General features: G+C 62.5%; 26 protein-coding genes. 16 read left to right on the top strand and 10 right to left on the bottom strand.

What is annotated here, in order from left to right:
* Positions 1 to 34 precede the first annotated feature (34 nt).
* The gene (der, locus tag KUV51_RS13455) at positions 35 to 1,486 is read left to right on the top strand and encodes a ribosome biogenesis GTPase Der (RefSeq protein WP_222522156.1); all 1,452 of its coding nucleotides are present in this window, start codon (positions 35 to 37) and stop codon (positions 1,484 to 1,486) included.
* A 73-nt stretch (positions 1,487 to 1,559) separates the two neighbouring features.
* On the opposite strand, the gene KUV51_RS13460 is transcribed toward der, so the two are convergent.
* Positions 1,560 to 2,255 carry a tryptophan-rich sensory protein gene (locus tag KUV51_RS13460; protein WP_222522157.1) on the bottom strand — a complete coding sequence of 232 codons (696 nt, stop codon included), beginning with the start codon at positions 2,253 to 2,255 and terminating at the stop codon, positions 1,560 to 1,562.
* A gap of 112 nt (positions 2,256 to 2,367) precedes the next feature.
* Here KUV51_RS13460 and KUV51_RS13465 point away from each other — a divergent pair, with 112 nt between their 5' ends.
* Entirely contained in the window at positions 2,368 to 3,441 is a 1,074-nt protein-coding gene (locus tag KUV51_RS13465) for a DUF2235 domain-containing protein (RefSeq protein ID WP_222522158.1), read from the top strand.
* Here the strand turns inward: KUV51_RS13465 and serS are convergent.
* Positions 3,438 to 4,730 carry a serine--tRNA ligase gene (gene serS / locus KUV51_RS13470; RefSeq protein ID WP_222522159.1) on the bottom strand — a complete coding sequence of 431 codons (1,293 nt, stop codon included), beginning with the start codon at positions 4,728 to 4,730 and terminating at the stop codon, positions 3,438 to 3,440. The two genes, KUV51_RS13465 and serS, sit on opposite strands and share 4 nt — an antisense overlap.
* A gap of 528 nt (positions 4,731 to 5,258) precedes the next feature.
* Between serS and yajC the strand changes: the two genes are divergently transcribed.
* From yajC to KUV51_RS13525, 11 genes are all read left to right on the top strand, one after another.
* On the top strand, positions 5,259 to 5,537 hold the full coding sequence (gene yajC / locus KUV51_RS13475) for a preprotein translocase subunit YajC (protein ID WP_189368725.1): 279 nt from the start codon (positions 5,259 to 5,261) through the stop codon (positions 5,535 to 5,537).
* Entirely contained in the window at positions 5,537 to 7,201 is a 1,665-nt protein-coding gene (gene secD, locus KUV51_RS13480) for a protein translocase subunit SecD (protein ID WP_222522160.1), read from the top strand. The genes yajC and secD overlap by 1 nt, the downstream gene beginning before the upstream one ends.
* Position 7,202: 1 nt before the next feature.
* Positions 7,203 to 8,171 (top strand): protein translocase subunit SecF, encoded by a 969-nt coding sequence (gene secF, locus KUV51_RS13485; RefSeq protein WP_222522161.1) that lies wholly within the window; start codon positions 7,203 to 7,205, stop codon positions 8,169 to 8,171.
* A 70-nt stretch (positions 8,172 to 8,241) separates the two neighbouring features.
* A complete protein-coding gene (locus KUV51_RS13490) occupies positions 8,242 to 8,997 on the top strand; it encodes a sulfite exporter TauE/SafE family protein (protein WP_222522162.1) in 756 nt (251 codons plus the stop codon).
* Complete coding sequence (locus tag KUV51_RS13495) at positions 8,994 to 9,764, top strand: sulfite exporter TauE/SafE family protein (protein WP_222522163.1); 771 nt, start codon at positions 8,994 to 8,996, stop codon at positions 9,762 to 9,764. Before KUV51_RS13490 ends, KUV51_RS13495 begins: the two co-directional genes overlap by 4 nt.
* A complete protein-coding gene (locus KUV51_RS13500; RefSeq protein WP_222522164.1) occupies positions 9,751 to 10,104 on the top strand; it encodes an Mth938-like domain-containing protein in 354 nt (117 codons plus the stop codon). Before KUV51_RS13495 ends, KUV51_RS13500 begins: the two co-directional genes overlap by 14 nt.
* A gap of 107 nt (positions 10,105 to 10,211) precedes the next feature.
* The gene (gene ccmA, locus KUV51_RS13505) at positions 10,212 to 10,826 is read left to right on the top strand and encodes a heme ABC exporter ATP-binding protein CcmA (protein WP_222522165.1); all 615 of its coding nucleotides are present in this window, start codon (positions 10,212 to 10,214) and stop codon (positions 10,824 to 10,826) included.
* Entirely contained in the window at positions 10,823 to 11,479 is a 657-nt protein-coding gene (gene ccmB / locus KUV51_RS13510) for a heme exporter protein CcmB (RefSeq protein WP_222522166.1), read from the top strand. Before ccmA ends, ccmB begins: the two co-directional genes overlap by 4 nt.
* 48 nt (positions 11,480 to 11,527) lie before the next feature.
* The gene (locus KUV51_RS13515; protein WP_222522167.1) at positions 11,528 to 12,280 is read left to right on the top strand and encodes a heme ABC transporter permease; all 753 of its coding nucleotides are present in this window, start codon (positions 11,528 to 11,530) and stop codon (positions 12,278 to 12,280) included.
* Positions 12,280 to 12,435: a heme exporter protein CcmD gene (ccmD, locus tag KUV51_RS13520; RefSeq protein ID WP_222522168.1), complete on the top strand. Its 156-nt coding sequence runs from the start codon at positions 12,280 to 12,282 to the stop codon at positions 12,433 to 12,435. Before KUV51_RS13515 ends, ccmD begins: the two co-directional genes overlap by 1 nt.
* Entirely contained in the window at positions 12,428 to 12,967 is a 540-nt protein-coding gene (locus tag KUV51_RS13525; protein WP_222522169.1) for a DsbE family thiol:disulfide interchange protein, read from the top strand. The genes ccmD and KUV51_RS13525 overlap by 8 nt, the downstream gene beginning before the upstream one ends.
* Positions 12,968 to 13,268: 301 nt before the next feature.
* On the opposite strand, the gene KUV51_RS13530 is transcribed toward KUV51_RS13525, so the two are convergent.
* The gene (locus KUV51_RS13530; RefSeq protein ID WP_222522170.1) at positions 13,269 to 13,970 is read right to left on the bottom strand and encodes an SDR family NAD(P)-dependent oxidoreductase; all 702 of its coding nucleotides are present in this window, start codon (positions 13,968 to 13,970) and stop codon (positions 13,269 to 13,271) included.
* Positions 13,971 to 14,032: 62 nt separating this feature from the next.
* Positions 14,033 to 16,720: an aconitate hydratase AcnA gene (acnA, locus tag KUV51_RS13535; protein ID WP_222522171.1), complete on the bottom strand. Its 2,688-nt coding sequence runs from the start codon at positions 16,718 to 16,720 to the stop codon at positions 14,033 to 14,035.
* Positions 16,721 to 16,972: 252 nt separating this feature from the next.
* On the opposite strand from acnA, the gene KUV51_RS13540 reads away from it, so the two are divergent.
* Positions 16,973 to 17,665: a DUF1223 domain-containing protein gene (locus KUV51_RS13540; protein ID WP_222522172.1), complete on the top strand. Its 693-nt coding sequence runs from the start codon at positions 16,973 to 16,975 to the stop codon at positions 17,663 to 17,665.
* On the opposite strand, the gene KUV51_RS13545 is transcribed toward KUV51_RS13540, so the two are convergent.
* The 5 genes from KUV51_RS13545 to purB all read right to left on the bottom strand — a co-directional run bounded on the left by KUV51_RS13545 (position 17,658) and on the right by purB (position 22,264).
* Complete coding sequence (locus tag KUV51_RS13545) at positions 17,658 to 18,572, bottom strand: lysophospholipid acyltransferase family protein (protein WP_222522173.1); 915 nt, start codon at positions 18,570 to 18,572, stop codon at positions 17,658 to 17,660. The two genes, KUV51_RS13540 and KUV51_RS13545, sit on opposite strands and share 8 nt — an antisense overlap.
* Positions 18,573 to 18,808: 236 nt before the next feature.
* Positions 18,809 to 19,900 (bottom strand): flagellar motor switch protein FliG, encoded by a 1,092-nt coding sequence (locus KUV51_RS13550; protein WP_222522174.1) that lies wholly within the window; start codon positions 19,898 to 19,900, stop codon positions 18,809 to 18,811.
* Between the two features lie 71 nt (positions 19,901 to 19,971).
* Positions 19,972 to 20,577, bottom strand: a complete 606-nt coding sequence (locus tag KUV51_RS13555; protein WP_222522175.1) for a tetratricopeptide repeat protein — start codon at positions 20,575 to 20,577, stop codon at positions 19,972 to 19,974.
* An 88-nt stretch (positions 20,578 to 20,665) separates the two neighbouring features.
* Positions 20,666 to 20,830, bottom strand: coding sequence for a carbohydrate-binding module family 14 protein (locus tag KUV51_RS13560; protein WP_152612928.1), 165 nt, complete (start codon positions 20,828 to 20,830; stop codon positions 20,666 to 20,668).
* Positions 20,831 to 20,956: 126 nt separating this feature from the next.
* A complete protein-coding gene (purB, locus tag KUV51_RS13565) occupies positions 20,957 to 22,264 on the bottom strand; it encodes an adenylosuccinate lyase (RefSeq protein WP_222522176.1) in 1,308 nt (435 codons plus the stop codon).
* Positions 22,265 to 22,412: 148 nt separating this feature from the next.
* Here purB and KUV51_RS13570 point away from each other — a divergent pair, with 148 nt between their 5' ends.
* Together KUV51_RS13570 and KUV51_RS13575 are read left to right on the top strand one after the other, a co-directional pair.
* Positions 22,413 to 22,823 carry a DUF6314 family protein gene (locus KUV51_RS13570; RefSeq protein ID WP_222522177.1) on the top strand — a complete coding sequence of 137 codons (411 nt, stop codon included), beginning with the start codon at positions 22,413 to 22,415 and terminating at the stop codon, positions 22,821 to 22,823.
* Between the two features lie 109 nt (positions 22,824 to 22,932).
* Positions 22,933 to 23,532, top strand: a complete 600-nt coding sequence (locus KUV51_RS13575; RefSeq protein ID WP_222522178.1) for a biotin transporter BioY — start codon at positions 22,933 to 22,935, stop codon at positions 23,530 to 23,532.
* A gap of 96 nt (positions 23,533 to 23,628) precedes the next feature.
* Here KUV51_RS13575 and KUV51_RS13580 read toward each other — a convergent pair whose 3' ends face one another.
* The gene (locus KUV51_RS13580) at positions 23,629 to 24,864 is read right to left on the bottom strand and encodes a bifunctional alpha/beta hydrolase/OsmC family protein (RefSeq protein WP_222522179.1); all 1,236 of its coding nucleotides are present in this window, start codon (positions 24,862 to 24,864) and stop codon (positions 23,629 to 23,631) included.
* Between the last annotated feature and the right edge of the window lie 85 nt (positions 24,865 to 24,949).

Genomic DNA, 24,949 nt, shown 5'->3' on the forward strand with positions numbered 1-24,949 from the left:
ATGTGCACGGCTTGATCTGTCGGATACGCACCCCATGACCATGACCCTCGCCATTGTCGGACGGCCCAATGTGGGCAAGTCGACGCTGTTCAACCGCCTTGTCGGCAAGCGCCTTGCGCTGGTCGATGACCAACCGGGCGTGACGCGCGATCTGCGCGAGGGGCCGGGCAAGCTGGCCGATCTGCGCTTTACCGTCATCGACACTGCCGGTCTGGAAGAGGCGACAGATGACAGCCTGCAGGGCCGGATGCGCAAGCTGACCGAACGCGCCGTGGACATGGCCGATGTGTGCCTGTTCATGATCGACGCGCGGGCGGGGGTCACGCCTACCGATGAAATCTTTGCCGACATCCTGCGCAAGCGCGCCGATCACGTGCTGCTGGCCGCGAACAAGGGCGAAGGGGCCGCCGCAGACGCCGGGGTGCTCGAAGCCTTCTCGCTTGGCCTTGGCGAACCCATCCGCCTGTCTGCCGAGCATGGCGAGGGCCTGACGGACCTCTATGCCCAATTGCAGCCCCTTGCCGATCTCTTCGCGGAGAAAAACGCGCAGGAAGACCCCGAAACCGACGTGAGCGTGGACGAGGAGGATACCGACGAGGTCCCCCAACCCACGGCTTCGAAACCCCTGCAAGTGGCCGTGGTGGGCCGCCCGAACGCGGGCAAATCCACCCTCATCAACCGCATCATCGGCGAAGACCGCCTTCTGACCGGTCCCGAGGCCGGGATCACCCGCGACGCAATCTCCCTGCGCACCGACTGGGACGGCACGCCCATGCGCATCTTCGACACCGCAGGCATGCGCAAGCGGGCCAAGGTGCAGGAAAAGCTGGAAAAACTCTCCGTCTCTGACGGCCTGCGTGCGGTGAAATTCGCCGAGGTGGTTGTCGTGCTCCTCGATGCCGCCATCCCCTTCGAACAACAGGACCTGCGGATCGCAGACCTCGCCGAACGCGAAGGGCGTGCGGTCGTCATCGCCATCAACAAATGGGATGTCGAGGACGACAAGCAGGCCAAGCTGAAAGAGCTGAAAGAGAGCTTTGAACGGCTTCTGCCCCAGCTTAAAGGCGCCCCGCTCGTGACCGTCTCGGCCAAGACCGGTCGCGGCCTCGACCGTCTGCACGGCGCCATCCTGCGCGCCTATGACGTCTGGAACCGCCGTGTGCCCACGGCGGCTCTGAACCGCTGGCTGACCGGTATGCTCGAACAGCACCCGCCGCCCGCACCGCAAGGCAAACGGATCAAGCTGCGTTACATGACCCAGGCCAAGACCCGGCCGCCAGGTTTCGTCGTGATGTGCTCGCACCCCGACAAGGTGCCCGAAAGCTACAACCGCTATCTGGTCAATGGTTTGCGTCTCGACTTCGACATGCCGGGCACGCCGATCCGTCTCTTCATGCGCGGCCAAAGCGACGCCAACCCCTACAAGGGCCGGAAAAAGGCAGGGCCATCCAAGCTGCGCAAACATACCGAAGGGCGGCGCAGCTGACGCGGTTTACCCTTTGTTCATGATTTCAAGTCATTGAAATTGCGCTGAATTTGTAATGTCCCAGCGTGGGACACTACCCGCGTGCAGCAAAGGCGATGATGACGGGCCGAACCATCAAAACCGCCCCCAAAAGCGCCAGAACCGCCACCGATCGCGGATCAAACCCATTCTGAACCGCGATGGCCACCAAGGCCCAGATCACCGCGATCCCATAGGTCGGCGCCCGCTCCAAACGCCGCTGAATAATCAACGCCAAAACAACCGCAGCCGTCACCATCACCCACGCTGCCGTCCCCCCGGACGTAAAACCATAGCCCGCCAGCATCAGCCCCAAGGCCACAAAACTCGCCGCACTCAGCCAGCCAGCATAAAGGCCCACCGGCCACGCTGCGGCCCAAGGATCCAGCCGCGGGCTGCGCCAGAGCGCAATCAGCGCGCTGATCAGCATCACCCAGATCAAAACCGTCGCCCAGACCGGACTTTGCACCGCCACCGGCAGCCAGACGCTGCCGACAGCCAAGGACACGGCCAGCGGCGCGCGCATGGGTACCCAATCCGGCGCTGACCAGCGCTTGATTGCGCCGAAGGCTGCACCGACAAGCAGCCAGAGATAAATCACGCCCCAGATGGCGAAGGCATAGCCCGCGGGCTGGACCGGCGGGTTCACCTGCGGAATGGGGAACTGATCACTCTCGAACCCGCCGAAATCGGGCACCCAGAACGGCGACGCGGCAAAGGTCAGGGTAAGGATCAGTACGAGGGCAGGCATGGATTTCCACCGTTTACAAAATTTCGCGTCCGGCTCATCTTTTAAGCAATAGCCGCATTTCAGCCAGGCAAAACGTAGTCTGGCACATTACATTTCAAGGACTTGGCCCACGATGACACGTATTGCGATTTTCTGTGACGGAACCTGGAACTCGCCAGACATCCCCGAACCCACCAGTGTGCACAAGCTCGCACAGGCACTGGTCAACGACCCGGCCAAGGGGCAGGTCGTGGCCTATTTCAAAGGGATCGGGACCGACAGGCGGTTTGATGGTCCCATGATGAAGATGCTCAACAAATATGCCGGTGGAGCATTTGGGTGGGGGCTCGACGCCAAGGTCAAGCAGGCCTACCAGTTTCTCGCGCAGGCCTATCACAGCGGCGATGAGATTTATCTTTTCGGATTTTCACGTGGGGCTTATACCGCCCGGTCCGTGGCAGGGATGATCCGCAAATGTGGGATTGTGCAGGACACGAGTACCGATGGGATCAACAAGGCGTTTCAACTCTACCGCAAACGCGGCAAGCGGAACCACCCGGACGCGCCCCACATCCGCGCGGCGCGGCGCGAGATGTCTCCGAAATTTGGCACTTCTGTCAGTGACTTGGCTTGGCGCAACGACACGTCCCGCATGGTCGCCATCCCCTATCTCGGGGTCTGGGACACAGTGGGCGCACGGGGCATTCCGCCATCCCTGCTGGGACCGGTCGCGACGGTGTGGAACCTGCAATATGCATTCCATGACATGGCGCTGTCGAGCCTTGTACAATCTGCGCGCCACGCGCTGGCGCTGGACGAGTTGCGCGTGCTCTACAAGCCCGCGAAGTGGGACAATCTCGACGGTGACAAGGGCCTGAACAACGGTGATACAGGACCCCTGCGCCCTTACCAGCAGATGTGGTTCGTGGGCAATCACGGGATTGTCGGCGGGTCGGGGTCGTCGAAGGAATTGTCAGCGATCACGCTGGACTGGGTGGTGCAGGGCGCGGGGCGCTTAACCATTGATCCGCAAACAAAATTCCCGCCGACCACACCCGATCCGCTGGTGGATGTACAGATGGACACGAGCCTGTCCTGGCTGAGGAAATGGCGGCAGGGGCCCATGTCCGATCTGGAACTGCACCCCTCGGTCACGGCGCGCAAAACGGGGCGGCCTGATTACCGCCCCGGATCCTTGCGGCTCTAGGAGAGCGACCCGTTGACGGCCAAGGTCGTCTTGCCGCCCAGATAGGGTGCGAGTGCTTTGGGCAGGGACACCGAGCCGTCGGCTTGCTGGCCGTTTTCCAACACCGCAATCAGGCAGCGGCCCACGGCGAGGCCGGAGCCGTTAAGTGTATGAACGAACTGCGGTTTTCCGCCATCTGCGGGCTTGAACCGTGCGTTCATGCGGCGCGCCTGGAAGTCGCCCGTGGTCGAGACAGAGCTGATCTCGCGATAGGTGTTCTGTCCGGGCAACCACGCTTCGATATCATAGGTGCGGCGTGCGCCAAAGCCCATGTCGCCCGTGCATAGAACGACGGTTCTGTAAGGGATTTCAAGGGCTTCAAGGATGCCCTGGGCGCAATCAAGCATCCGTTTCTGCTCGTCTTCGGAGCCGTCGGGATGGGTGATCGACACCATCTCGACCTTTTCGAATTGGTGCTGCCGCAGCATCCCTGCAGTGTCGCGGCCTGCGCTGCCTGCCTCGGACCGGAAGCAGAGCGTGTGGGCCGTCATGCGGATGGGCAGTGTCGCCTCGTCCAGAATGTCGCCAGCGACCGTGTAGGTCAGGGGCACTTCGGAGGTCGGGACAAGCCACATGCCGTCCTCGGTCCGGTAGCTGTCTTCGCCGAATTTGGGAAGTTTATCAGTACCATACATGGCATCGTCGCGCACGAGCACGGGGCTGTTCACCTCTGTGAGCCCGTTCTGATCGACATGGGTGTCGATCATGAATTGCGCCAGTGCCCGGTGGATGCGGGCGACCGATCCCTTGAGCATGACGAAGCGGCTGCCGGAGGTTTTGGCGGCCGTTTCAAAGTCCATCGAGGCGGTGACGCCTGCAATGTCGAAATGCTCTTTTGCTTCGAAATCAAAGGTTTGCGGCTCACCCCATTTGTGGATTTCCACATTATCGTCCTCGTCCGCGCCGTCTGGCACGTCGTCGGCTGGCAGGTTCGCGATACGCGCAAGGGCGTCGGTCAGCTCGGCGTCGAGCACTTTGGCCTCTTCCTGCATCTGCGCGATTTCCGCTTTCTTTTCAGCGACTAGGGCGCGCAGGCGCTGGAACTCATCCTCGTCCCCGCGGCCCTTGGCGTTGCCCACTTCCTTGCTGGCCTTGTTCTGTTCGGCCTGTGCGGTTTCGGCCGCGAGGATCTTGGCGCGGCGCGCTTCGTCGAGGGCCAGAAGGGACGACGACATCGCAGCGTCCCCACGGCGCGCGAGGGCGGCGTCGAAAGCGGCGGGATTGGCGCGGATGGCGCGAATGTCGTGCATCGGTCTGATCCTTTGGACTGAAATTTACGGTGCCGCCCCTATGCCCGATCAGGGGGCAGGGGCCAAGAGGTTAAGGCAGCGTACGGTGGGGCGGAGGCGGGGTGTTGCGGGCAAACTGCGATGTTTGGGGTTAAAACTGCGTGTTTTGGCGAGGCCAATTCCTGCCGAATTTGGCGGGTTTTGATGAAACTGCACATTTTGCCGATCAAGCTGCGCGTTTTCCTTGGCGTATGAGCGCCAAGGTTTCGTTAACGTTCTAAGGGTTTTAACGTTTGAAGACCGTCTTTAGGAATTGGGAAAGGTTTGGCCTAGGGGGCAGTGCGCAAAGCCGTCCGGACCCGTTGGACAGAGGCGCCTTGATCGCAGTTCCCCGTCGCTTACGGGACTGGCAGACGCAGTTTGATCGCACCGGCGTGATCTGTTGTGCCCGCAAACCCCTTTCCGCCTTGCACAGAACGGCCCCCGCCCATAGGTTCTGCCAAACTCTGAAGCGGGCCAGAATCCGCCCCAAGACCAAGGACAATTCCCATGGAAGCCATCGGCCAGTTCATTCCCCTGATCCTGATCTTTGCGATCATGTATTTCTTGCTGATCCGGCCTCAGCAAAAGAAGGTCAAGGAGCACGCTGCCATGGTCGAGGCCCTGCGCCGGGGGGATCAGGTGGTGACCCAGGGCGGGCTGATCGGCAAGGTGTCAAAGGTCAAGGAAGACAATGAGGTCGAGGTGGAGCTGGCCGAGGGCGTGAAGGTCCGGGTCGTGAAGTCCACTATCGCGCAGGTGCTCAACAAGACCGAGCCTGCGAAGTAATGCTTCAGATCGAGAGCTGGAAACGGGTTCTGATCTGGGCGCTGTGCGCGCTTGGCCTGATCCTGGCCCTGCCGAACGGGTTTTATACCCGCGTCGAGCAGCACAATGATGCGGCGCAGGCCATCGAGCTGGGCGCCGATACGCCGGAGAACCAGGCGCTGTTTGCGCAGTGGCCGGATTTCATGCCGTCGGCGCTGGTGAACCTTGGGTTGGACCTGCGCGGGGGCGCGCATTTGCTGGCCGAGGTGCAGGTAGAGGATGTCTATGCCAGCCGGATCGAGGCGATGTGGCCTGAGGTGCGCGATACCTTGCGCGCGGAGCGGGCGACCATTGGCACCATTCGGTTGCAGCCCTCGGACGCCGATGTGCTGCGCATTCGGATTGGCGAGCCTGCGGGGATGCAGCGGGCGTTGCAGCTTGTGCGGACGCTGGCGCAGCCGGTGCAAAGCCTGACGGCCGTGGGTGCGAACGACATTGTTGTCAGTGCCGATGGGCCGGATGTGGTCGTGGTTCAGTTGAGTGACGAGGAGAAGCTCGCCTCGGACGAGCGGACGGTGCAGCAGTCGTTGGAGATCGTGCGTCGTCGGATTGACGAGGTTGGTACGCGGGAGCCGACCATTCAGCGTCAGGGCGCGCAGCGGATTCTCATTCAGGTGCCGGGCATCGGGTCGGCTGCCGAGTTGAAAGAGATCATCGGGACGACGGCGCAGTTGACGTTCAACCCGGTTGTGAACCGGACGTCGGACCAGAATGCGGCCCCCGGTGTGGGCAACAAGCTGGTGCCGTCGCTGGACGAGCCGGGGCTGTTTTATGTGATCGAGAGCGCGCCTGTGGTGACGGGTGAGGATCTGGTCGATGCGCAGCCGAGCTTTGATCAAAACGGCAACCCGGCGGTGTCTTTCCGGTTCAATACGACAGGCGCGCGGCGGTTTGGGGATTACACGGCTGAGAATATCGGCTCACCCTTTGCCATTGTGCTGGATGATGAGGTTGTGTCTGCCCCTGTGATTCAGAGCCATATCCCGGGTGGATCGGGGATTATCACCGGTCGTTTCTCGGTCGAGGAGTCGACGAACCTCGCCGTGTTGTTGCGCGCGGGTGCGTTGCCTGCGGAACTGACGTTCCTTGAAGAGCGGACGATTGGGCCGGAGCTGGGGCAGGACAGTATTGATGCGGGCAAGGTGGCGACCATGGTCGCCTTTGCCGCTGTGCTGGTGTTCATGGGGTTGAGTTACGGTCTGTTCGGGCTGTTTGCCAATATTGCGCTGATCATCAATATCGGGCTGATCTTTGGTTTGCTCAGCATGATCGGGGCGACGCTGACCTTGCCGGGTATTGCAGGGATTGTGCTGACCGTGGGTATGGCTGTGGACGCCAATGTGCTGGTGTTCGAGCGCATCCGCGAGGAGTTGAAGTCGTCGCGCGGGCCTGCGCGGGCCATTGAATTGGGCTACGAAAAGGCTCTGTCGGCCATTCTGGATGCCAACATCACGACCTTCATCACCGCTGTGATCCTGTTCGCCATGGGGTCCGGCCCTGTGCGCGGGTTCGCGATCACGCTGGGGCTGGGCATTCTGACGTCCGTGTTTACCGCGATCTTCGTGACGCGGCTGATGGTGGTAATGTGGTTTGAACGCCGCCGCCCCAAGACAATCGAGGTGTAAGATGCGACTGAAGCTGGTCAAACAGGGCACCAATTTCGATTTTTTCAGCCGGTGGAAAGTCTGGTTGGGCATTTCCGGGCTGCTGATCGTGCTGGCGGCGGTGTCTTTCCTGTTGCAGGGGCTGAACTACGGCATCGACTTCCGCGGTGGGACGACCGTGCGGACGGAGAGTGCGCAGCCGGTGGACATTGGTCTCTATCGTGACGCGCTGACGCCGCTGGAGTTGGGCGATATCTCGATCACCGAGGTGTTTGATCCGACCTTTGACGCCGATCAGAACGTGGCGATGATCCGCATCCAGGCGCAGGAAGGGCAGGAGGCGGTGACGCCCGAGACCATCCGCGATGTGCAGGCGGCGTTGAGTGCGTCGGTGCCAGATATTCAGTTTGTGTCGGTGGAATCCGTCGGCCCGAAAGTGTCGGGCGAGTTGATCCAGACGGCGGCTATTGCGGTAATTTTGGCCATCGGGGCGGTGCTGATCTATATTTGGTTGCGGTTCGAGTGGCAGTTTGCGCTGGGGGCCGTGGCGGCCCTTGTCCATGACGTGATCCTGACCATTGGTGTGTTTTCCGAGCTTCAGATCAAGTTCGATCTGGCGATTATCGCGGCGCTTTTGACCATTGTGGGCTATTCGCTGAACGACACGGTCGTGGTGTTCGACCGGGTGCGGGAGAACCTACGGAAGTACAAGAAGAAGCCGCTGAACGAAGTTCTGAACATCTCGATCAATGAGACGTTGAGCCGGACTGTGATGACCTCGGTTACGACCTTGCTGGCGCTGATTTCGCTGTACGTGCTGGGCGGGGATGTGATCCGTGGCTTTGTCTTTGCGATGATCTGGGGTGTGATTGTCGGGACGTATTCCTCGGTCTTTGTTGCGTCGACCATCCTGCTGTGGCTGGGCGTGAAGCGTGACTGGTCAAAGCCTGATGCGAATGCGGGCAACCAGTTTGCGAATGTGGACGCCTGAGGCGCTGGCCTAGCGCCGGCGCCGAACTGGCCCTTGCTTGCAGGCGCAGTGCCTGCAAGCTGGGCACATCATGTCAGGAATGATTGCGGATACGCTGGCGCTGCCCGGCTTTGGCTGGGTGCTGGTCGTCACGATGGTGGCGGGTGTCGTCTATGGCTTTGCGGGCTTTGGCGCGGCGCTGGTCTATATGCCGGTGGCGACGGCGTTTGTCCCCGTCGAGATGGCGATTGCGGCCTTTGGTGTGACGGCGCTGGCGTCGCTCGTGTCCGTGGTGCCCAGAGCTTGGAGCCAAGCCGACCGGCCGAATGTGGTGCTGATGATTGTCGTGGCGACCCTCGCTTTGCCGCTTGGGATCGCGATCCTGCGCTTGAATGACGTCACGACCATGCGGTGGGCGGTGCTGGGCGTCACGACGCTGACCTTGGTCGCGTTGGTGCTGGGCTGGCGGTACAGGGCGGCGCCGACGCGGGCGGCGCGCGTGTCGGTTGCCGCGGCGACTGGGGTCGTGGGTGGCGCAACGGGGCTGGTGGGGCCGATCATGGTTCTGTTTCAGTTGAGCGGGCAGGAGGGTGTGGCGCGGGCGCGGGCCAACACGCTGGTGTTTCTGACCATCACGGGGCTGCTGACCGTGCCGCTGATGGCGATGCAGGGGCTTCTGACTGTTGAGGCCGTCGTGCTGGGCCTGATGTTGATCGTGCCTTATGGCGTGGCCTCGCGCATCGGGCAGGCACTGTTCGATCCGGCGATGCAGGTGCTCTATCGGCGGGTGGCCTATGTGATCATCGCGGTGGCGATTGTCATGGGCTTGCCGGTGTTCGGGGAATGAGCGCGGTGGTGGCTGAGGCGCTCGCGCTGCCTGGGATCTGGTGGCTTGTCGCGGCGATTGTTGCCGCGGGACTGGTGCGCGGCTTTGCGGGGTTCGGGTCGGGCATGATCATCATGGCGGCGGCGAGTTCAGTCCTGTCACCCTTTGCAGCGCTGGCCTTTTTGACCGTCGTGGAGTTCTGGGGGCCGTTGCCGAACCTGCGCCCCGCCCTGCGCAACGGCAACCTGCGGGAGGCCGGGTGGCTGCTGCTGGGCGTGGCGATCGGGTTGCCCGTGGGGCTGTGGACACTGTCCTTTGTGAACCCCGAGGCCTTTGGTTGGGGTGTGTCGATTGCCATTCTGATCTTGTTGGCCGCGCTGATCTCGGGCTGGCGCTATCGCGGGCTTATGGGGCCGCGCACGACTGTAGGCGTGGGTACGTTCGGTGGCTTTCTGGGTGGCCTCGCAGGCATCCCTGGTCCGCCGGTCATCCTGCTTTATATGGCGTCGGCCAAGGCGATTTCGGTGATCCGGGCGAACTTCCTGCTCTATCTCTTGGGCATCGACGTGATGATGCTGGGGATCTTTGTGGTCTTTGGCCTGCTGGACGCACAGGCGGTCATCATCGGGCTGGTGATGGTGCCGCTTTACATGGTTGCGAACGTCGCGGGCGCATGGTTGTTCGACCCGCAGGCAGAGCGACTTTTCCGCACGGTGGCCTATATCGTGATCGCGGCATCCGCTATTCTGGGCCTGCCGATTTGGGAGATGGGTCATGCGCCTCAATGAGATCACCTATACCGACGCTCAGCCTGTTGAGGGCTATGGGCCGGGGTTTTTCCGCATTGGCGGTGAGGTGGTTGAAGGTGGCTTGTTAACCGGTCCCGCGGGCACGGGCGGTTGGTGTGGTTATGACGACCGCGCGCCGCTTTTGGATTTGGCCGATCAGGTGGATGTGCTGTTTCTGGGGACTGGTGCGGATATTGCGCATATTCCCGGCGATCTGCGGGCCGCGCTGGAAGAGGCGGGCCTGGGCGTCGAGGTGATGTCGTCGCCATCGGCGGCGCGGACCTATAACGTGCTGCTCAGCGAAGGGCGCCGCATTGCGCTGGCGGTGCTGCCTGTCTGAGAGGGCGGAGGGGGCCAGCCCCCCGCGCGTTGCGCGTCCCCCGGAGTTTATCCAGCCAAGTGAAGTATGGGCTTTTGGCAGGCCGCTCAATCGGTTAGCCATGTTTCATGGAATTGACTGTCACTGATCTGGCTGTGGGCCGTGGTGGGGTGCCCGTTCTGGCCGGTGTGAGTTTTGTGCTGGGGCCTGGTCGGGCGCTGGTGCTGCGGGGGCCAAACGGGTCGGGTAAGACGACGCTGCTGCGCACGGTGGCCGGGTTGCAGGTGCCTATGGCGGGGACTGTTGTTGGGGCCGAGGACCGGATTGCCTATGCCGCCCATGCGGATGGGTTGAAGGCGGCATTGACTGTCGCTGAGAATTTGCGGTTCTGGGCGTCGGTGTTTGGGCAGTCGGAAATTGCGCCTGCGCTGGCCGCGTTTGATCTGGAAGATCTGGTGGATCGGCCTGCGGGGCGGTTGTCAGCGGGGCAGAAGCGCCGTTTGGGTCTTGCGCGGCTGATGGTGACCGGACGCGATGTCTGGGTTCTGGATGAGCCGACGGTGTCGCTGGATGCGGCGTCGGTTGCGCTGTTTGCCGATGCGGTGCGGGCGCATTTGGCGCGGGGCGGGGCGGCGTTGATGGCGACGCACATTGATTTGGGCATTGAGGCCGAGACGCTGGATGTGTCTGGCTTTCGTGCGGCCGCGGCGCGGATGGATGCGGCTGATGAGGCATTTCTGTGAGGGCGCTGTTTTTCCGTGACCTGGCGCTGGCCTTGCGCGCGGGTGGCGGGTTTGGCCTTGGGCTGGCGTTTTTCCTGATTGTCGTGGTTCTGGTGCCGTTCAGTGTGGGGCCGCAATCGGCGCTGCTGACGCAGATTGCACCGGGGGTTTTGTGGCTGGGGGCGTTGTTGGCGTGCCTGTTGTCGCTGGATCGGCTTTTGGCGGTGGATTGGGAGGATGGCGCGCTGGATTTGCTGGCGACCTCGCCCTTGCCGCTGGAGGGGATCGTGGCCGTGAAGGCGGCGGCGCATTGGGTGACGACTGGGTTGCCTTTGGTGTTGGCGGCGCCTGTGTTGGGGGTGCTGTTGAACCTGGCGCCGTCGGGCTACGGCGTGTTGGTGTTTAGCCTTGCCCTCGGCACGCCTGCGTTGTCGATGATCGGGGCCTTTGGCGCGGCGTTGACCGTAGGGATCAAGCGCGGTGGGCTCTTGTTGTCGCTGCTGGTTTTGCCGCTCTATGTGCCGACGCTCATCTTCGGGGCGGAGGCTGCGCGGCGGGCGGCAGAAGGCCTCGATCCCGTCACGCCGTTGTTGCTTTTGGCGGGGATCACGCTGGCTGTTCTGGCAGCGATGCCATTTGCCGCAGGGGCTGTGTTGCGGGTGAACCTGAGATAACGTGGATGTCGATTGAGACGGGGACCGCGAGGGGTTAGATATCGAGACATGTCACTTTGGGAATACGCCAACCCTGTCAAGTTTCTGCGCCTGAGCGAGCGTGTCCAGCCGTGGCTGTGGTGGGGTGCTGGCATTTGTCTGGTTGTGGGGCTGGTCTGGGGGTTCTTCTTTACGCCGGATGATTTTCGGCAAGGCTCGACTGTGAAGATCATCTATCTGCATGTGCCATCGGCTCTGATGGCGATCAATGCGTGGTTCATGATGCTGGTGGCGTCACTGATCTGGATCGTGCGGCGGCACCATGTTTCCGCTTTGGCCGCCCGTGCGGCGGCGCCTGTTGGCATCGTGATGACGCTGATTGCGCTTTTTACGGGCGCGATTTGGGGGCAGCCGATGTGGGGGACGTGGTGGGCGTGGGACCCGCGACTGACGTCGTTCCTGATCCTGTTTCTGTTTTATCTTGGCTACGTGGCTTTGTGGGAGGCGATTGAGGATCCAGATACGGCGGCGGATCTGACCTCGATCCTATGTCTGGTGGGTACCGTCTTTGCCGTGCTCAGCCGCTATGCGGTGCTCTTCTGGAACCAGGGGCTGCATCAGGGCGCGTCGCTGAGCCTCGACAAGGAAGAGAACGTGGCGGACGTGTTCTATTTCCCGCTGCTGGTCTGCATTGGTGGGTTTGTCCTGCTGTTTCTGGCGCTGGTGCTGTACCGGACGGGGACGGAGATACGGGTACGCCGGACGCGCGCCTTGATGGCGCGTGAGACGCGGGGCGCGCCCCTGCAGGCGGAGGAAGCGTGATGCCTGATCTGGGGAAGTATGCTGAAGCGGTGCTGTCGGCCTATGCCGTGTCGATTGTGCTGCTCGTGGCCATTGTCGTGCTGACCGTCTGGCGTGGGCGCAAGGTGCGCGCCGAGATGGAGGCGGTTGAGCGGCGGAGTGCGCGCAATGGCTAAGCTGTCGCCGTTGATGCTGGCGCCCATTGGGATTTTCGCGGGTTTTGTGGCGCTCGCGGCCGTGGGGATGTTCCGTGAGAACCCGAACGAATTGCCGTCAACCCGGATTGGCGCGCCTGCGCCGCCGCTGACCGATGCGCAGCTTGCAGATTACGCGCCGGTGGCAGCGGGCGACCTGGTGCGGGGTGAGGTGACGCTGGTGAACTTCTGGGCGTCATGGTGCCCGCCCTGCCGGGCCGAGCATCCTAAGCTTTTGGAGATGGCGGCGGAGGGGATGCCGATCATCGGGGTGAATTTCCGCGATACCGAGGGGCCCGCGTCCAAATATCTGGAGGAAGATGGCAATCCGTTTGTGGCTGTCGCCTTTGATCCGGCGGCACGGTCGGCCATCGATTGGGGGGTGACCGCGCCGCCTGAGACTTTCATTCTGGATGGGGACGGGACGGTACTCTACCGCTTCCAGGGGCCGCTCGTAGGGTCGGATTATGAAAACCGTTTCCTGCCCGCGCTGGAAAAAGCGATGTCAAATTGAGCGCCTCAGGGCGCATTCTATTCTGATCCGTCCTGTTTCTTCTGACTGAAAATACGACTGCCCACTGCCCGGCAGGTGGGTTTCCCCACCGAGAGGGGAGGCTCCTGCCGCTTATGACGGGAGCCTCCGGCGGGGATTTTTTGAAACAGGGAATTCGGACCGGTCCGCGCAGCGGCAAACACTCTGGGAGAGTGTCCCTCTCGCGCATCGCTTTGCGATACACTGCCGGGCATCGCGCGCCGCTGTGCGGCACGCTTGTTGAGGTCCGACTGGGCGGGGCGCCTGGACGGTCCCGCGCTGGTTACAGGCGGTAACCCGCGTTAACGTCGAGGATTGCGCCTGTGATCGCGCCTGCCGCGTCGGAGGCGAGGAAGCGGACGGCGGCTGCGATGTCGTCTGGCTTGGCCATGCGGCGCAGGGCGCTGTCGTTGATGATCATGTCGGTGATGTCGTCTGGTCGCGTTGCTTCGGGGGTGTTGACGGCGCCGGGGGCGACAGCGTTGACGCGGATGCCTTTGGGGCCGAGCGCTTTGGCGGCGACCTTGGTCCATGTGTCAAGCGCGGCTTTGCTTGCGGAATAGCTGTGCGCGACCATGGCGGGCAGGCGGGCGTTTTGGGACGAGATGTTGACGATGGCGGCACCAGGTTCGAGGTGCGGCAGTGCTGCGGCGACGAGGCCCATGGGGGCGTTTACGTTGACGTTGAAATTGGTTGCGATCTTTTGGGCATCGTAATTTTCCGCATCATCGGTGAGGATGCTGCCTGCGTTGTTCACAATCACGTCGAGACTGCCGAACCGGTCGATGACACGTTTGGGCAGGGCCGCCGTCGCATCCGGGTTGGCGAGGTCGATCTGGAAGTCTGCGGTATTGGGGTGATCGGTGAGCAGGCCGGTCGGCGCGGTGCCGCGCCATGTGATGGCGACGTTGTGGTCCTTGGCGAGATCGAGGGCGATGGCGTGTCCGAGGCCACGGGTGGCGCCGGTGACAAGTGCGGTTTTCATGGTATTCTCCCAACAAAAAGGGCGCCCCGAGGGGCGCCCGTTCTGGTAGTATCACACCCGCTTTAGGCGGCGGAGGCAAGGTTGCGCAGCACGTAGTGCAGAACGCCGCCATGTTCGATGTACTCGATCTCGATCGCGGTATCGATCCGGCACTTGAGCATGATCTCTTTCACGGTCCCGTCACCCATGGTGATGGTGCAGGGCACTTCCTGTAGCGGCTGGATGGTGTCGAGGCCGGAAATGGAGACGGTTTCGTCGCCCTTGAGGCCCAGCGATTTGCGGGTGTCGCCGTTCGTGAACTCGAACGGGATGACGCCCATGCCGACGAGGTTCGAGCGGTGGATGCGTTCGAACGATTCCGCGATAACCGCCTTGACGCCCAGGAGGGCTGTGCCCTTGGCTGCCCAGTCGCGGGACGACCCGGCGCCGTATTGCTCGCCGCCGAAGATCACCAGCGGGGTGCCGTTTTCCTGGTGCGCCATGGACGCGTCGAAGATCGAGGTCTGGTCGCCGTCCGGCCCAAGCGTGTAGCCACCTTCGACCCCATCCAGCATCTCGTTCTTGATGCGGATGTTGGCGAAAGTGCCGCGCATCATGATCTCGTGGTTGCCGCGGCGGGAGCCGTAGGAGTTGAACTCGCGCGGTTGAACCTGGCGGTCTGTCAGGTAGCGACCGGCGGGAGTCGATTCCTTGAACGAGCCCGCGGGGCTGATGTGGTCGGTTGTGATCATGTCGCCGAGGATGGCCAGAACCTTGGCCCCTTCGATGTTGGTGATCACGCCCGGTTCGGGCGACATGCCCTGGAAATACGGCGGGTTTTGCACGTAAGTGGAGGTTGGCGGCCAGTCGTAGGTTTTCTGGTCGGTCGTTTCCACGCCCTGCCACTTTTCGTCACCGGTGAAGACTTCGGCGTATTTCTCCTGGAAGGACGCGCGTGTCACGGTCGCTTCGACCAGTTCGGCGATCTCCTGGCTGCTGGGCCAGATGTCTTTGAGGAAGACATCGTTGCCATTCTTGTCCTGGCCTAGCGGTTCGGACGTGAGGTCGATGTCCAGCGTGCCGGCAAGTGCGTAGGCCACCACGAGGGGCGGGGAAGCGAGGTAGTTTGCGCGGACGTCGGGGCTGATCCGGCCCTCGAAGTTGCGGTTGCCGGACAGGACCGAGGTGGCGACCAGATCGCCGTCTGCGATGGCCTTGCTGATCTCTTCCTGAATCGGGCCGGAGTTGCCGATGCAGGTGGTGCAGCCATAGCCCACGAGGTTGAAGCCGATCTTGTCGAGGTCTTCTTGCAGACCTGCGGCTTCGAGGTAGGCGGAGACGACTTGGCTGCCGGGGGCCAGCGAGGTTTTGACCCATGGTTTGCGGTCGAGACCCAGGGCCGCGGCCTTGCGTGCCACGAGGCCCGCGCCGATCATCACATAAGGGTTCGACGTGTTGGTGCAGGAGGTGATCGAGGCGATCACGACCTTGCCCGATTCCATGGTGTAGTCTTCGCCCTCGACCGAAACCTCTTTGCCCATGGGGCGCTTGAAGGTTTCTTCCATTTCCTTGGTGAACGCCGCCTTGGCGTCGGTCAGCGCGACGTAGTCCTGCGGGCGTTTGGGGCCCGAGATGGCGGGCACGATCGTGCCCATGTCGAGGTGCAGCGTATCGGTATAGATCGGCGCATAATCCGCGCCGCGCCAGAAGCCGTTTTCCTTTGCGTAGGCTTCGACCAGCGCGATGCGGTCCTCGTCCCGGCCGGTGTTGCGCAGGTAGCGCAGGGTTTCGTCGTCGATGGGGAAGAAGCCGCAGGTGGCGCCGTATTCGGGGGCCATGTTGGCGATGGTCGCGCGGTCGGCGAGCGGCAGGCGGTCGAGCCCTTCGCCGTAAAATTCGACGAATTTGCCGACGACGCCTTTGGCGCGCAGCATTTCGACCACTTTCAGGACGAGGTCGGTGCCTGTGGTCCCTTCGACCATGGAGCCGGTCAGCTCAAAGCCCACGACTTCGGGGATCAGCATGGAGATCGGTTGGCCGAGCATGGCGGCTTCCGCCTCGATCCCGCCGACGCCCCAACCAAGGACTGCGGCGCCGTTGACCATGGTGGTGTGGCTGTCGGTGCCCACCAGCGTGTCGGGGTAGGCGACTTCGGCGCCGTTCTGGTCGTGGTCGGTCCAGACGGTTTGGGCGAGGTATTCGAGGTTTACCTGGTGGCAGATGCCGGTGCCGGGCGGCACGACGCGGAAGTTGTTGAACGCCGACTGGCCCCATTTGAGGAACGTGTAGCGTTCCATGTTCCGTTCGTATTCACGGTCCACGTTCATCTGGAAGGCGCGCGGGTTGCCGAACTCGTCAATCATCACCGAGTGGTCGATCACGAGGTCGACGGGGTTGAGCGGGTTGATCTTTTCCGGGTCACCGCCCAGGGCCACCAGACCGTCGCGCATGGCGGCGAGGTCCACGACCGCAGGCACACCGGTGAAGTCCTGCATCAGCACGCGCGCTGGTCGGTAGGCAATCTCGCGGGGGTTCTTGCCGCCCTGTGCGCCCCATGTCGCGAAGGCCTTGATGTCGTCGACGCTGACGGTCTTGCCATCCTCGAACCGCAGCATGTTTTCCAGAACGACCTTGAGCGCGGCGGGCAGTTTGGCGAAATCGCCCAGGCCTGCTTCGGTCGCGGCGGGGATTGAATAGTAGTCTACGGACTGACCGCCGACGGTCAGCGTCTTGCGCGTCTTGGCGGTATCATGGCCTACGGTGATGGGCATAAAGTCTTCCTTTCCTGAAACGGATGGGGCAACGAATTGGGTGCGTCATGCCCCAACTGGGCGGATTCGATCAACTGTATTTGGGGCTTCTGCGACGATTTTGTATACTATTGCATACAATTTATTTGCTCGGACCCGTCCAGGGGCTGTCACATACGCTCAACAAACCTTGATTGGCGCTGTGACCGAGTCTCCCATAGGTACGCTATACTGCTCGAACATCTCTCCCGACACAGGTAGCTTGCGACCTTGATGAAACGTCTGATTCCCTATGCCCTTGCGGCTCTTTCCAGTCTTGTCATGCCCGCTGCCGCGCAATCGCCTGTGGTGGTCGAGTTGTTTACCTCGCAGGGTTGTTCGTCTTGCCCGCCTGCTGACAAGCTGATGCATGAACTGGCAAAGCGCGACGATGTGATCGCCCTGGCGCTGCACGTGGACTACTGGGACTACATTGGCTGGAAGGACGAGTTTGCCGACCCTGATTATGCCAAGCGGCAACGCGGCTATGCGGTCGCGGCAGGGCGTCGGTCCGTCTACACTCCGCAGATGATCATCAACGGGCAAGCGGACATTGTCGGTGCGCGTCCGATGGAGTTGTCCAAGGTCATTTCTGAATACGCGGTCAAGACAACGCCGGTCAGCCTGGTCGTCACCAAATCCGGTGATCGCGTGCGCATCGTCGCCGAGAGCGCCGAGCCAGCCGGACCGTTGGTTGTGCAGATGCTGCGCTATACCCCCGAGCGCACGGCGCGGATCACGCGGGGCGAGAATGCGGGTCACACGATCACCTATGCGAATGTCACCGAGGGTTGGAAGATCTTGCAGCAGTGGGATGGCATCACCGATCTGGCGATCGAGGCGGATGCCCCCGGTGACAAGCCGCTTGTGGTGCTGGTGCAGCAAGGGGTCGATGGCCCCATTCTGGCAGCCACTCAGCTCAGGTAGTCATGTCGGGGTAGTACTCGTCCGTGCGCCAGCGTCTGGCCACCCACAACCACTGCTCTGGATTGGCTCGGATACGTGCACCGATGCTGTCGTTCATCGCTTGCGTCATCGTTTCAGGATCGGAATGCGCAATGGGCGCTTCCATCACGCAATCAAAGCTGAGCCCGTCGGGTCTGCGGATGCCGTAGAAGGGGATCAGCAGCGCTTTGTAGCGCAGGGCCAGTTCGGCGGCCGAGACGGCTGTGCGTGCCGGATGGCCGAGGAAGTCGAGAATAGGTGCCTTCTGCACGTGTTGATCAAAGAGCAGGACGAGTTGGCCGCCTGATTTGAGGTGCCGGACAAAGCCCGCCGTGCCCTTGCGTCCCTGGGCAAAGACGGGACCACCAAAGGCCTGCATCGTGCGCACGTAATGGGCGTTGAAATAGGGGTTCGACATGTCGCGGTAGAGCCCGCCGACGTCATAGCCGCGCCCGACAAGGGTGGCGCGCAGCGCTTCGTAATTGCCGAAATGGCCGGTGACGAGGATGACCGGCTGGCCGGTTTGCGCCGCCTGCTCAAGCGCATCGATGCCGGGGCCGTCGATCTGGGCCGTCTTTTGGCGCGCCAGCAGCGCGCCGGTCGAATAGTTTTCGATCAGAGTACGACCCGCATTGTTCAGGCTTTCACGCGCGATGCGCTCGTGCTCGGCGGTGGGCAGGTCCGGCAGGACAAAGGCGATATGTTCGGTGGCGCGCCGTTTGAAGCCAGCGGCGGGTCCGACGATGTGGGACAGAATCCATCCCATGAAGGGGACGCGCCATTTGTAGGGCAGTGCGAGTGCCGCGCCGATACATCCACGTGCCACGGCGTTCGTTGCCAGATAGGCCAGTCTGGTCTGCCACGGCAAAACTTCTGGGTCGTGTCGCATTCGGGTCCATGTGTTGAGCGCACTGCCTGGCAATGCGCGAAATCACGGACAGACATAGAACCAGGCCCACAGGTTCACAAGAAGACCGTTCGGTGATCGCCGTGTCAGCGATGTTTCCGCGCGTGAGGGGGTGTTTCGATACGCTTCTGATCAGGCGTCTTTACCAGTGCCGGATCCGTGCGCGTGGTGCCTGCCAACCTGGGTCACCTACGGTGCGCATCCATGCCGGTTATGCCCTATTCTTCCTCTTCGGTGATGAGCATGAGGTCGCCGCTGGCTTCCATGTCGCGGATCGCCTTGACGATACTGCCCATGGCCTCTTCGACCTCTGCCGGTTTCTGTTTGCCGGCGTCCTGTACCTCTTCCCTGAGTTGGTCGGCCATCCGCGCCGACATGTTGTTCAGCACGAATTCCACTGATTGATCGAGCCCCATGTCTGGTGCGCCCGCGAAGGCCGTGATCAGATCTTCCTGTTCGACGTTGCGCAGAATGCGTGGGATATCGCGCGGTGCGATGCGGTTGGGGATGTTGGCGAAGGTGAAGATCGCCTTGCGGACTGCCGTAGCGAACCCTTCGTCCGTTTCTTCAAGCCCTGCGAGCATGTCGTCGCGCGTGGACGAGGTAGAGGAGTTCAGAATCGCGCCCACACGCTCGACCGGGCCGTTGTCGAAGGCGCGCAGCGGTTCTGCATCCATCTGGCTGGCAAGCGAAAGACCAATGCGTTCGACGGCCTCGGGCGTCACAGCGCCGGTTTGCGAAACGGCATAGGTGATCGCGCGGGCGCGCGGGCCGGGCAGAAGGCCAAGGAGTTCGGCTGCCTTGGCGACATCGAGTTTCGAGAGCATGACGGCTGCGATTTCAACGCTTTCCTCTTCGAGGATCGGGAGCAGTTTGTCCGCGCCCATGTCGCGAATGCGCTGCCAGGGATCGCCGCCCCGTTTCACGCCCGCCTCCTTGCGCAGCCGGGCGGCGGTTTGGGCGCTGATCTTTCCATCCAGCGCGTCGAGCGCGCCTGCCATGCTGCCCGGCAGGCTGAGCCCGATGCGTTCAACTTCTTCCGCGAATTCGGCGGCGACCAATTGCAGCGTGTCGCGGTCAACGACACGCATGGAGCCCATCGCCTTGGTCAGATGTGCTTGAAGGTCCTCTGGCAACTCTTCGAGCGGGATGTCGGCCCCTTCGTTCAGCAAGAGCCGCACGACGATGGCCGCCTTGGCACGGCGGGACAGGGTCGCGGGCGGCCGCGGTGCCGGAGCAGGGGTCAAAGAAGCGCCGCCGCCCGGCTGCATGGGTGCAGGGGCGGCGGACATGGGTACCAAGTCTGTCATGTCCTGCCTCGAAACGATTTGGCGTCGTTGTGGCAGGCAAAGGTTGAGAATCCCTCAACCCGGGCGCGGGTTTAGTAGTTGTAGGTGGTACCGGTTTCGATCGCGTCGCGCAGGCTGGCTTCGGCCCATGTGCCGGCCCCACCGCGCTCTTGGATCTCGCGCAGCTGGATCATGGCCGCCACGGTGTCCCCTTCGACGACCTTTCCCTGACCCATGTAGGAACGGGCGAGGATGTTGTCGGGGTTCGCGTCGATGGCCTGCTTGTAGTAGACGTTTGCCAACTCGAGCTGGCCGGTCTTGCGGGCCGTGAAGCCGCGATAGGTCAGCACGCGGTCTTCGGCCTGATCAGGCATCTGGTCGAGCACGGTGTTGGCTTCGTTGTAGCGCCCGGCATAGGCCAGCTCGCGCACGGCTTTGTAGAGCTCATCGGCGTCCAGATAGGACGTCTTGTCGGGGCGCACGCACTTGCCGATCTTGGCGTCCCAAACCCCGTTCACGGGCTGCGAAAAGCGGACATAGGCGTTCTTGTCCGGGTCCCACTGGCGCACGTTCAGGCAGTTCTGCGTGGTTTGGGTTTTTTTGGGCTTTGCGTTGTCGTCGCTGCCTGCGGCAAAGCCGGTTGTGGGCAGGGCGAGCGCCGAAGCGATGGCGGTGGTCAGGATCAGCGTGCGCAACATTTTAAGTCTCCGTCGTGAGGTGCGTCAGGTTCGATGTTGAGGTAACCCGTCGCACCTCGGTCTTATGCGATCACGAAAACGTGAGCGGTCAGCCTGTCGTCGCCACGCAGCTGTTGGTGTCGGCGTCATAGACAGTGCCTGCGGCGCAGGACATCGCCTGCTGTTCCAGCTTGCCGTAGTTGCAGCCCATCGCGAGGCTGAGTGTGGGGGCGAGGGTGAGGGCCAGCGCCACCAGAACGGTTTTGGTCTTCATCTTTCGTCTCCTTTGTCTTCGGGTGACGTAAGGGTAGGGCAACGCTGCCGTTCTGCAAAAGGAAAACGGGTTTGGGCGCATCAGGATGCGCCTTACTGCATAGAATGCGGGCCGTGTTGGGGCCGGTCAGTCCTCGGCAAAAACGCGGGCGAAGATCGTGTCGACATGTTTGGTGTGGTAACCAAGGTCGAACTTTTCCTCGATCTCTGCGGGGCTGAGCGCTGCCGTGACGTCGGCGTCTGCGAGCAGCTCTTCCTTGAAGTCGGTGCGGTGTTCCCAGACTTTGAGCGCGTTGCGCTGGACGTAGGTATAGGCGTCTTCGCGGCTGACGCCTGCTTGGGTCAGGGCCAGGAGCACCCGCTGGCTCATCACGAGCCCGGGGAACTTGTTCATGTTTTCCAGCATGTTCTCGGGGAAGATCAGCATCTTGTCGACGACGCTGGTCAGACGCGCGAGCGCGAAGTCGAGCGTGATGGTTGCGTCGGGGCCGATCATGCGTTCGACGGAGGAGTGGCTGATGTCACGTTCGTGCCAGAGCGCCACGTTCTCCATCGCGGGGATGACAGCGGAGCGGACCATGCGGGCCAGGCCGGTGAGGTTTTCGGTCAGCACGGGGTTTTTCTTGTGCGGCATCGCCGACGAGCCCTTTTGGCCCATGGAGAAGAATTCGGCGCCTTCCAGCACTTCGGTCCGCTGCATGTGGCGGATTTCGACGGCGATGTTTTCGATGGAGGACGCGACGACGCCGAGGGTGGCGAAGAAGGCCGCGTGACGGTCGCGAGGGATCACCTGCGTGCTGATCGGTTCGGGGACGAGGCCCAGTTTGGCGCAGACGTGATCCTCTACGCCCGGGTCGATATTGGCGAAGGTGCCGACCGCGCCGCTGATGGCACCCGTTGCAATCTCCGCCCGCGCGTCGCGCATGCGGCTGAGGTTGCGGTCCATTTCGGCGTAGAAGCGGGCGAAGGTCAGGCCCATGGTCGTGGGTTCGGCGTGGATGCCGTGGCTGCGCCCGATGCGGACCGTGTCCTTGTGCTCATAGGCGCGGCGCTTGAGGGCGGCGAGCAGCCCTTCGAGATCGGCGATCAGGATGTCGGCGGCGCGGGTGAGCTGGACGTTGAAGCAGGTGTCGAGCACGTCCGAGGATGTCATGCCCTGGTGGACGAAGCGCGCTTCCTCGCTGCCGACATGTTCGGCAAGGTGTGTGAGAAAGGCGATGACGTCGTGTTTGGTGACGGCTTCGATCTCATCGATGCGGGCGACGTCGAACTCGACATCCTTGGCTTTCCAGACGGCGTCGGCGTTTTCGCGGGGGATCACGCCCAGATCGGCCATGGCGTCACAGGCGTGGGCCTCGATCTCGTACCAGATGCGGAACTTGGTGGCCGGGTCCCAGATCGCGACCATCTCGGGGCGGGAATAGCGTGGGATCATGGGGCACCTTTTTATGTCTGTCGGATCGGTTGCCGCGTCCTTAGACTGAGGTCCGGTGAACGACAAGACGAAGGCCGTGATATGAGACGCTTTGCCCTGCTGCTGATCGCCTTGCCGGGTCCGATCTGTGATATCGCCGGGACGAGACATGCCTGTTGAACGGACTCTTGGGGATTTCGAGGGGGCTTGGGAGATCGAGCGGAGCATCACGCCGACGGTTGGACCGCCAGCGCGGTTTTCCGGTGTGGCGACGTGGACGGCGCAGGGCGAGGATCTTGCCTATGCCGAGACTGGCACGCTGTATATGGAGGGTGCTGCGCCAATGCAGGCGGAGCGGCGGTATCTGTGGACGCCGGGGCTGCATGTCTATTTCGATGATGGGCGGTTCTTTCATACGGTGCCTGCAGCCGGGGGTGAGGCATCGCATTGGTGCGACCCGGATGCGTACCGGGTGTCTTATGATTTCGCGGACTGGCCTGCCTTTCGCACGACATGGACCGTGGAGGGGCCGCGCAAGTCCTACGTGATGACCAGTCACTACCGACGTACCGGGCGCTGACCCCACGCCGCAGCGTCTGTGATCGCAAACATCGGCTTTGCACTTGCAGAAAGCGGACGTGCTTGGCACAAGATGCGCAAATTTTTGCCACTTGGACAGGTGAGACCTCATGGAAGCGACATGGAATAACAAGGTGCTGAGCGAAGCGTTCGGCGCAAACGAGGGCACCGCCCTGCGGATCAAGCAAGCTGCTTTGGTGGTGCTGGGCATCGCCTTTCTTGCGGTTGCAGCAAAGATCAAGGTGCCGATGTGGCCCGTTCCGATCACCATGGGGACCTTTGCCGTTCTGACTGTTGGTGCGGCCTATGGCGCGCGTCTGGGTCTGGTGACCATCATGGGTTACATGATCATTGGTGCGCTGGGCTTTGACGTGTTTGCAGGCTCGTCGGCCGAGAAGTTCGGTCTGGAATACATGATGGGCGGCACCGGCGGTTACCTTGTCGGTTACGTTCTGGCGACGCTGGCGCTGGGCGCATTGGCGCGCCGTGGCTGGGACCGGTCGGTTGTTTGGATGGCCGTCGCCATGCTGCTGGGTAACGTGCTGATCTATGTTCCCGGCCTGGCGTGGCTGGGTCAGCTTTATGGCTGGGACAAGCCGATCCTGGAATGGGGTCTGACGCCCTTCCTGATCGGTGATGCGCTGAAACTTGCGCTGGCAGCGCTGGTTCTGCCCCTGGCCTGGAAGCTGGTGGGCCGCGCGCGCGGCTGATCCAACGCTTGAGTTAAAATGAGAGGCGCGGCCCCGGATGGGACCGCGCCTCGTTTCATTTTGGGGGACAGGTGATGGGACTGAGCCCCCACTTTCTCAGGTTGCTTCCAGAACCTCGCTCGCGGGCGCCAGCTCTGTCAGCACCTTTGAACTGCGCTCCAGCGTGCGGTGCACCGGGCATTTGTCGGCAATCTCGAGCAGGCGTTGGCGCTGCGCGTCGTCGAGCTGGCCCGTCAGTGTGATCCGGCGTTTCCATTCATCGACCTTGTCGCCCTCCACGGCACTTGCGTCCTGCGCGTGGACCTTGTTGTGGCTGACGTCCACATGCACGTGGTCGAGCGGCCACTCCTTGCGCCGCGCGTACATGCGGATCGTCATGGACGTGCAGGCGGCGAGGCCAGCGGACAGAAGTCCATAAGGCGATAGCCCTTGATTGGTGCCGCCATAGGCGCGGGGTTCGTCGGCGAGGATGTGGTGCCGCGTGCCGTGGGTGATGTCCTGCAGGAACCCTTTCGGGTCCGCTTCGGAACTGCGCACGACGCCTTCGGGGGCGCCGATGGGCGGGGCGGGGGGCTTCAGCTGCAGGTATTTCTTGGCCCAGGTGGCGATGATGTCGGCGGCGTATTCGGCGTGATCGGCGTTGGTTACGAGGTGGTCGGCATCGTCGAGGGTGACGAAGCTTTTGGGGTGTTTGGCAGCGAGGAAGATCTCGCTTGCGTTGTCGATGCTGACGATGGCGTCGCGGGGGGCGTGCAGGACCAGAAGCGCCGCGTTCAGCCGGGCGATGGCGGGCTGCAGCGCTTCTTCGGTCACGTCCTCGACGAACCCTTTGCCGATGCGGAAGGGGCGGCCGCCGAGGTTCACCTCGGCTTCGCCGTGTTCGAGGATCTTGGGCAGCGCGTCGGAGAAGTTGTGGGTCACGTGTTCTGGGTCGAAGGGTGCGCCGATGGTGGCGACCGCCTTGATCTGATCGAGTTGGGCTGTCGTTTTGAGTACCGCGGCCCCGCCAAGCGAGTGGCCGATCAGCAGTGCGGGCGGCATGTTCCGGTCATTCAGGTAGTCCACCGCCTTGACCAGGTCCTGCACGTTCGAGGTGAAGGACGTGTTGGCGAACTCGCCGTCGCTGTGGCCGAGCCCTGTGAAATCGAAGCGCAGCACGGCGATGCCCATGGTGGTCAGCCGTGCGGCGACACGGCGGGCGGCGGGGATGTCCTTGCCGCAGGTGAAGCAGTGCGCAAAGACGGCCGTGGCCAGATGCGGCCCTTCTGGCAGGTCGAGCCGGGCGTCGAGGGTTCCGGCGTGGCCGGCAAAAGTGATGCGTTCGGTGGGCATATGTCGTCTCCTTGGCATGGAGAATGGGCGCGGCGGGCCGTGCTTGGAAGGGGTTTGACACGTATCTCACGCAGAGGTGTGAGTC

The sequence above is a fragment of the Tateyamaria omphalii genome (assembly GCF_019802125.1).
Lineage (GTDB): Bacteria > Pseudomonadota > Alphaproteobacteria > Rhodobacterales > Rhodobacteraceae > Tateyamaria > Tateyamaria omphalii_B.

Excerpts from the sequence above, each read along its gene's own strand:
- der (WP_222522156.1), top strand. The coding sequence starts at position 35 with ATGACCATGACCCTCGCCATTGTCGGACGGCCCAATGTGGGCAAGTCG.
- KUV51_RS13460 (WP_222522157.1), bottom strand. The coding sequence starts at position 2,255 with ATGCCTGCCCTCGTACTGATCCTTACCCTGACCTTTGCCGCGTCGCCG.
- KUV51_RS13465 (WP_222522158.1), top strand. The coding sequence starts at position 2,368 with ATGACACGTATTGCGATTTTCTGTGACGGAACCTGGAACTCGCCAGAC.
- serS (WP_222522159.1), bottom strand. The coding sequence starts at position 4,730 with ATGCACGACATTCGCGCCATCCGCGCCAATCCCGCCGCTTTCGACGCC.
- yajC (WP_189368725.1), top strand. The coding sequence starts at position 5,259 with ATGGAAGCCATCGGCCAGTTCATTCCCCTGATCCTGATCTTTGCGATC.
- secD (WP_222522160.1), top strand. The coding sequence starts at position 5,537 with ATGCTTCAGATCGAGAGCTGGAAACGGGTTCTGATCTGGGCGCTGTGC.
- secF (WP_222522161.1), top strand. The coding sequence starts at position 7,203 with ATGCGACTGAAGCTGGTCAAACAGGGCACCAATTTCGATTTTTTCAGC.
- KUV51_RS13490 (WP_222522162.1), top strand. The coding sequence starts at position 8,242 with ATGTCAGGAATGATTGCGGATACGCTGGCGCTGCCCGGCTTTGGCTGG.
- KUV51_RS13495 (WP_222522163.1), top strand. The coding sequence starts at position 8,994 with ATGAGCGCGGTGGTGGCTGAGGCGCTCGCGCTGCCTGGGATCTGGTGG.
- KUV51_RS13500 (WP_222522164.1), top strand. The coding sequence starts at position 9,751 with ATGCGCCTCAATGAGATCACCTATACCGACGCTCAGCCTGTTGAGGGC.
- ccmA (WP_222522165.1), top strand. The coding sequence starts at position 10,212 with ATGGAATTGACTGTCACTGATCTGGCTGTGGGCCGTGGTGGGGTGCCC.
- KUV51_RS13515 (WP_222522167.1), top strand. The coding sequence starts at position 11,528 with ATGTCACTTTGGGAATACGCCAACCCTGTCAAGTTTCTGCGCCTGAGC.
- ccmD (WP_222522168.1), top strand. The coding sequence starts at position 12,280 with ATGCCTGATCTGGGGAAGTATGCTGAAGCGGTGCTGTCGGCCTATGCC.
- KUV51_RS13525 (WP_222522169.1), top strand. The coding sequence starts at position 12,428 with ATGGCTAAGCTGTCGCCGTTGATGCTGGCGCCCATTGGGATTTTCGCG.
- KUV51_RS13530 (WP_222522170.1), bottom strand. The coding sequence starts at position 13,970 with ATGAAAACCGCACTTGTCACCGGCGCCACCCGTGGCCTCGGACACGCC.
- acnA (WP_222522171.1), bottom strand. The coding sequence starts at position 16,720 with ATGCCCATCACCGTAGGCCATGATACCGCCAAGACGCGCAAGACGCTG.
- KUV51_RS13540 (WP_222522172.1), top strand. The coding sequence starts at position 16,973 with ATGAAACGTCTGATTCCCTATGCCCTTGCGGCTCTTTCCAGTCTTGTC.
- KUV51_RS13545 (WP_222522173.1), bottom strand. The coding sequence starts at position 18,572 with ATGCGACACGACCCAGAAGTTTTGCCGTGGCAGACCAGACTGGCCTAT.
- KUV51_RS13550 (WP_222522174.1), bottom strand. The coding sequence starts at position 19,900 with ATGACAGACTTGGTACCCATGTCCGCCGCCCCTGCACCCATGCAGCCG.
- KUV51_RS13555 (WP_222522175.1), bottom strand. The coding sequence starts at position 20,577 with ATGTTGCGCACGCTGATCCTGACCACCGCCATCGCTTCGGCGCTCGCC.
- KUV51_RS13560 (WP_152612928.1), bottom strand. The coding sequence starts at position 20,830 with ATGAAGACCAAAACCGTTCTGGTGGCGCTGGCCCTCACCCTCGCCCCC.
- purB (WP_222522176.1), bottom strand. The coding sequence starts at position 22,264 with ATGATCCCACGCTATTCCCGCCCCGAGATGGTCGCGATCTGGGACCCG.
- KUV51_RS13570 (WP_222522177.1), top strand. The coding sequence starts at position 22,413 with ATGCCTGTTGAACGGACTCTTGGGGATTTCGAGGGGGCTTGGGAGATC.
- KUV51_RS13575 (WP_222522178.1), top strand. The coding sequence starts at position 22,933 with ATGGAAGCGACATGGAATAACAAGGTGCTGAGCGAAGCGTTCGGCGCA.
- KUV51_RS13580 (WP_222522179.1), bottom strand. The coding sequence starts at position 24,864 with ATGCCCACCGAACGCATCACTTTTGCCGGCCACGCCGGAACCCTCGAC.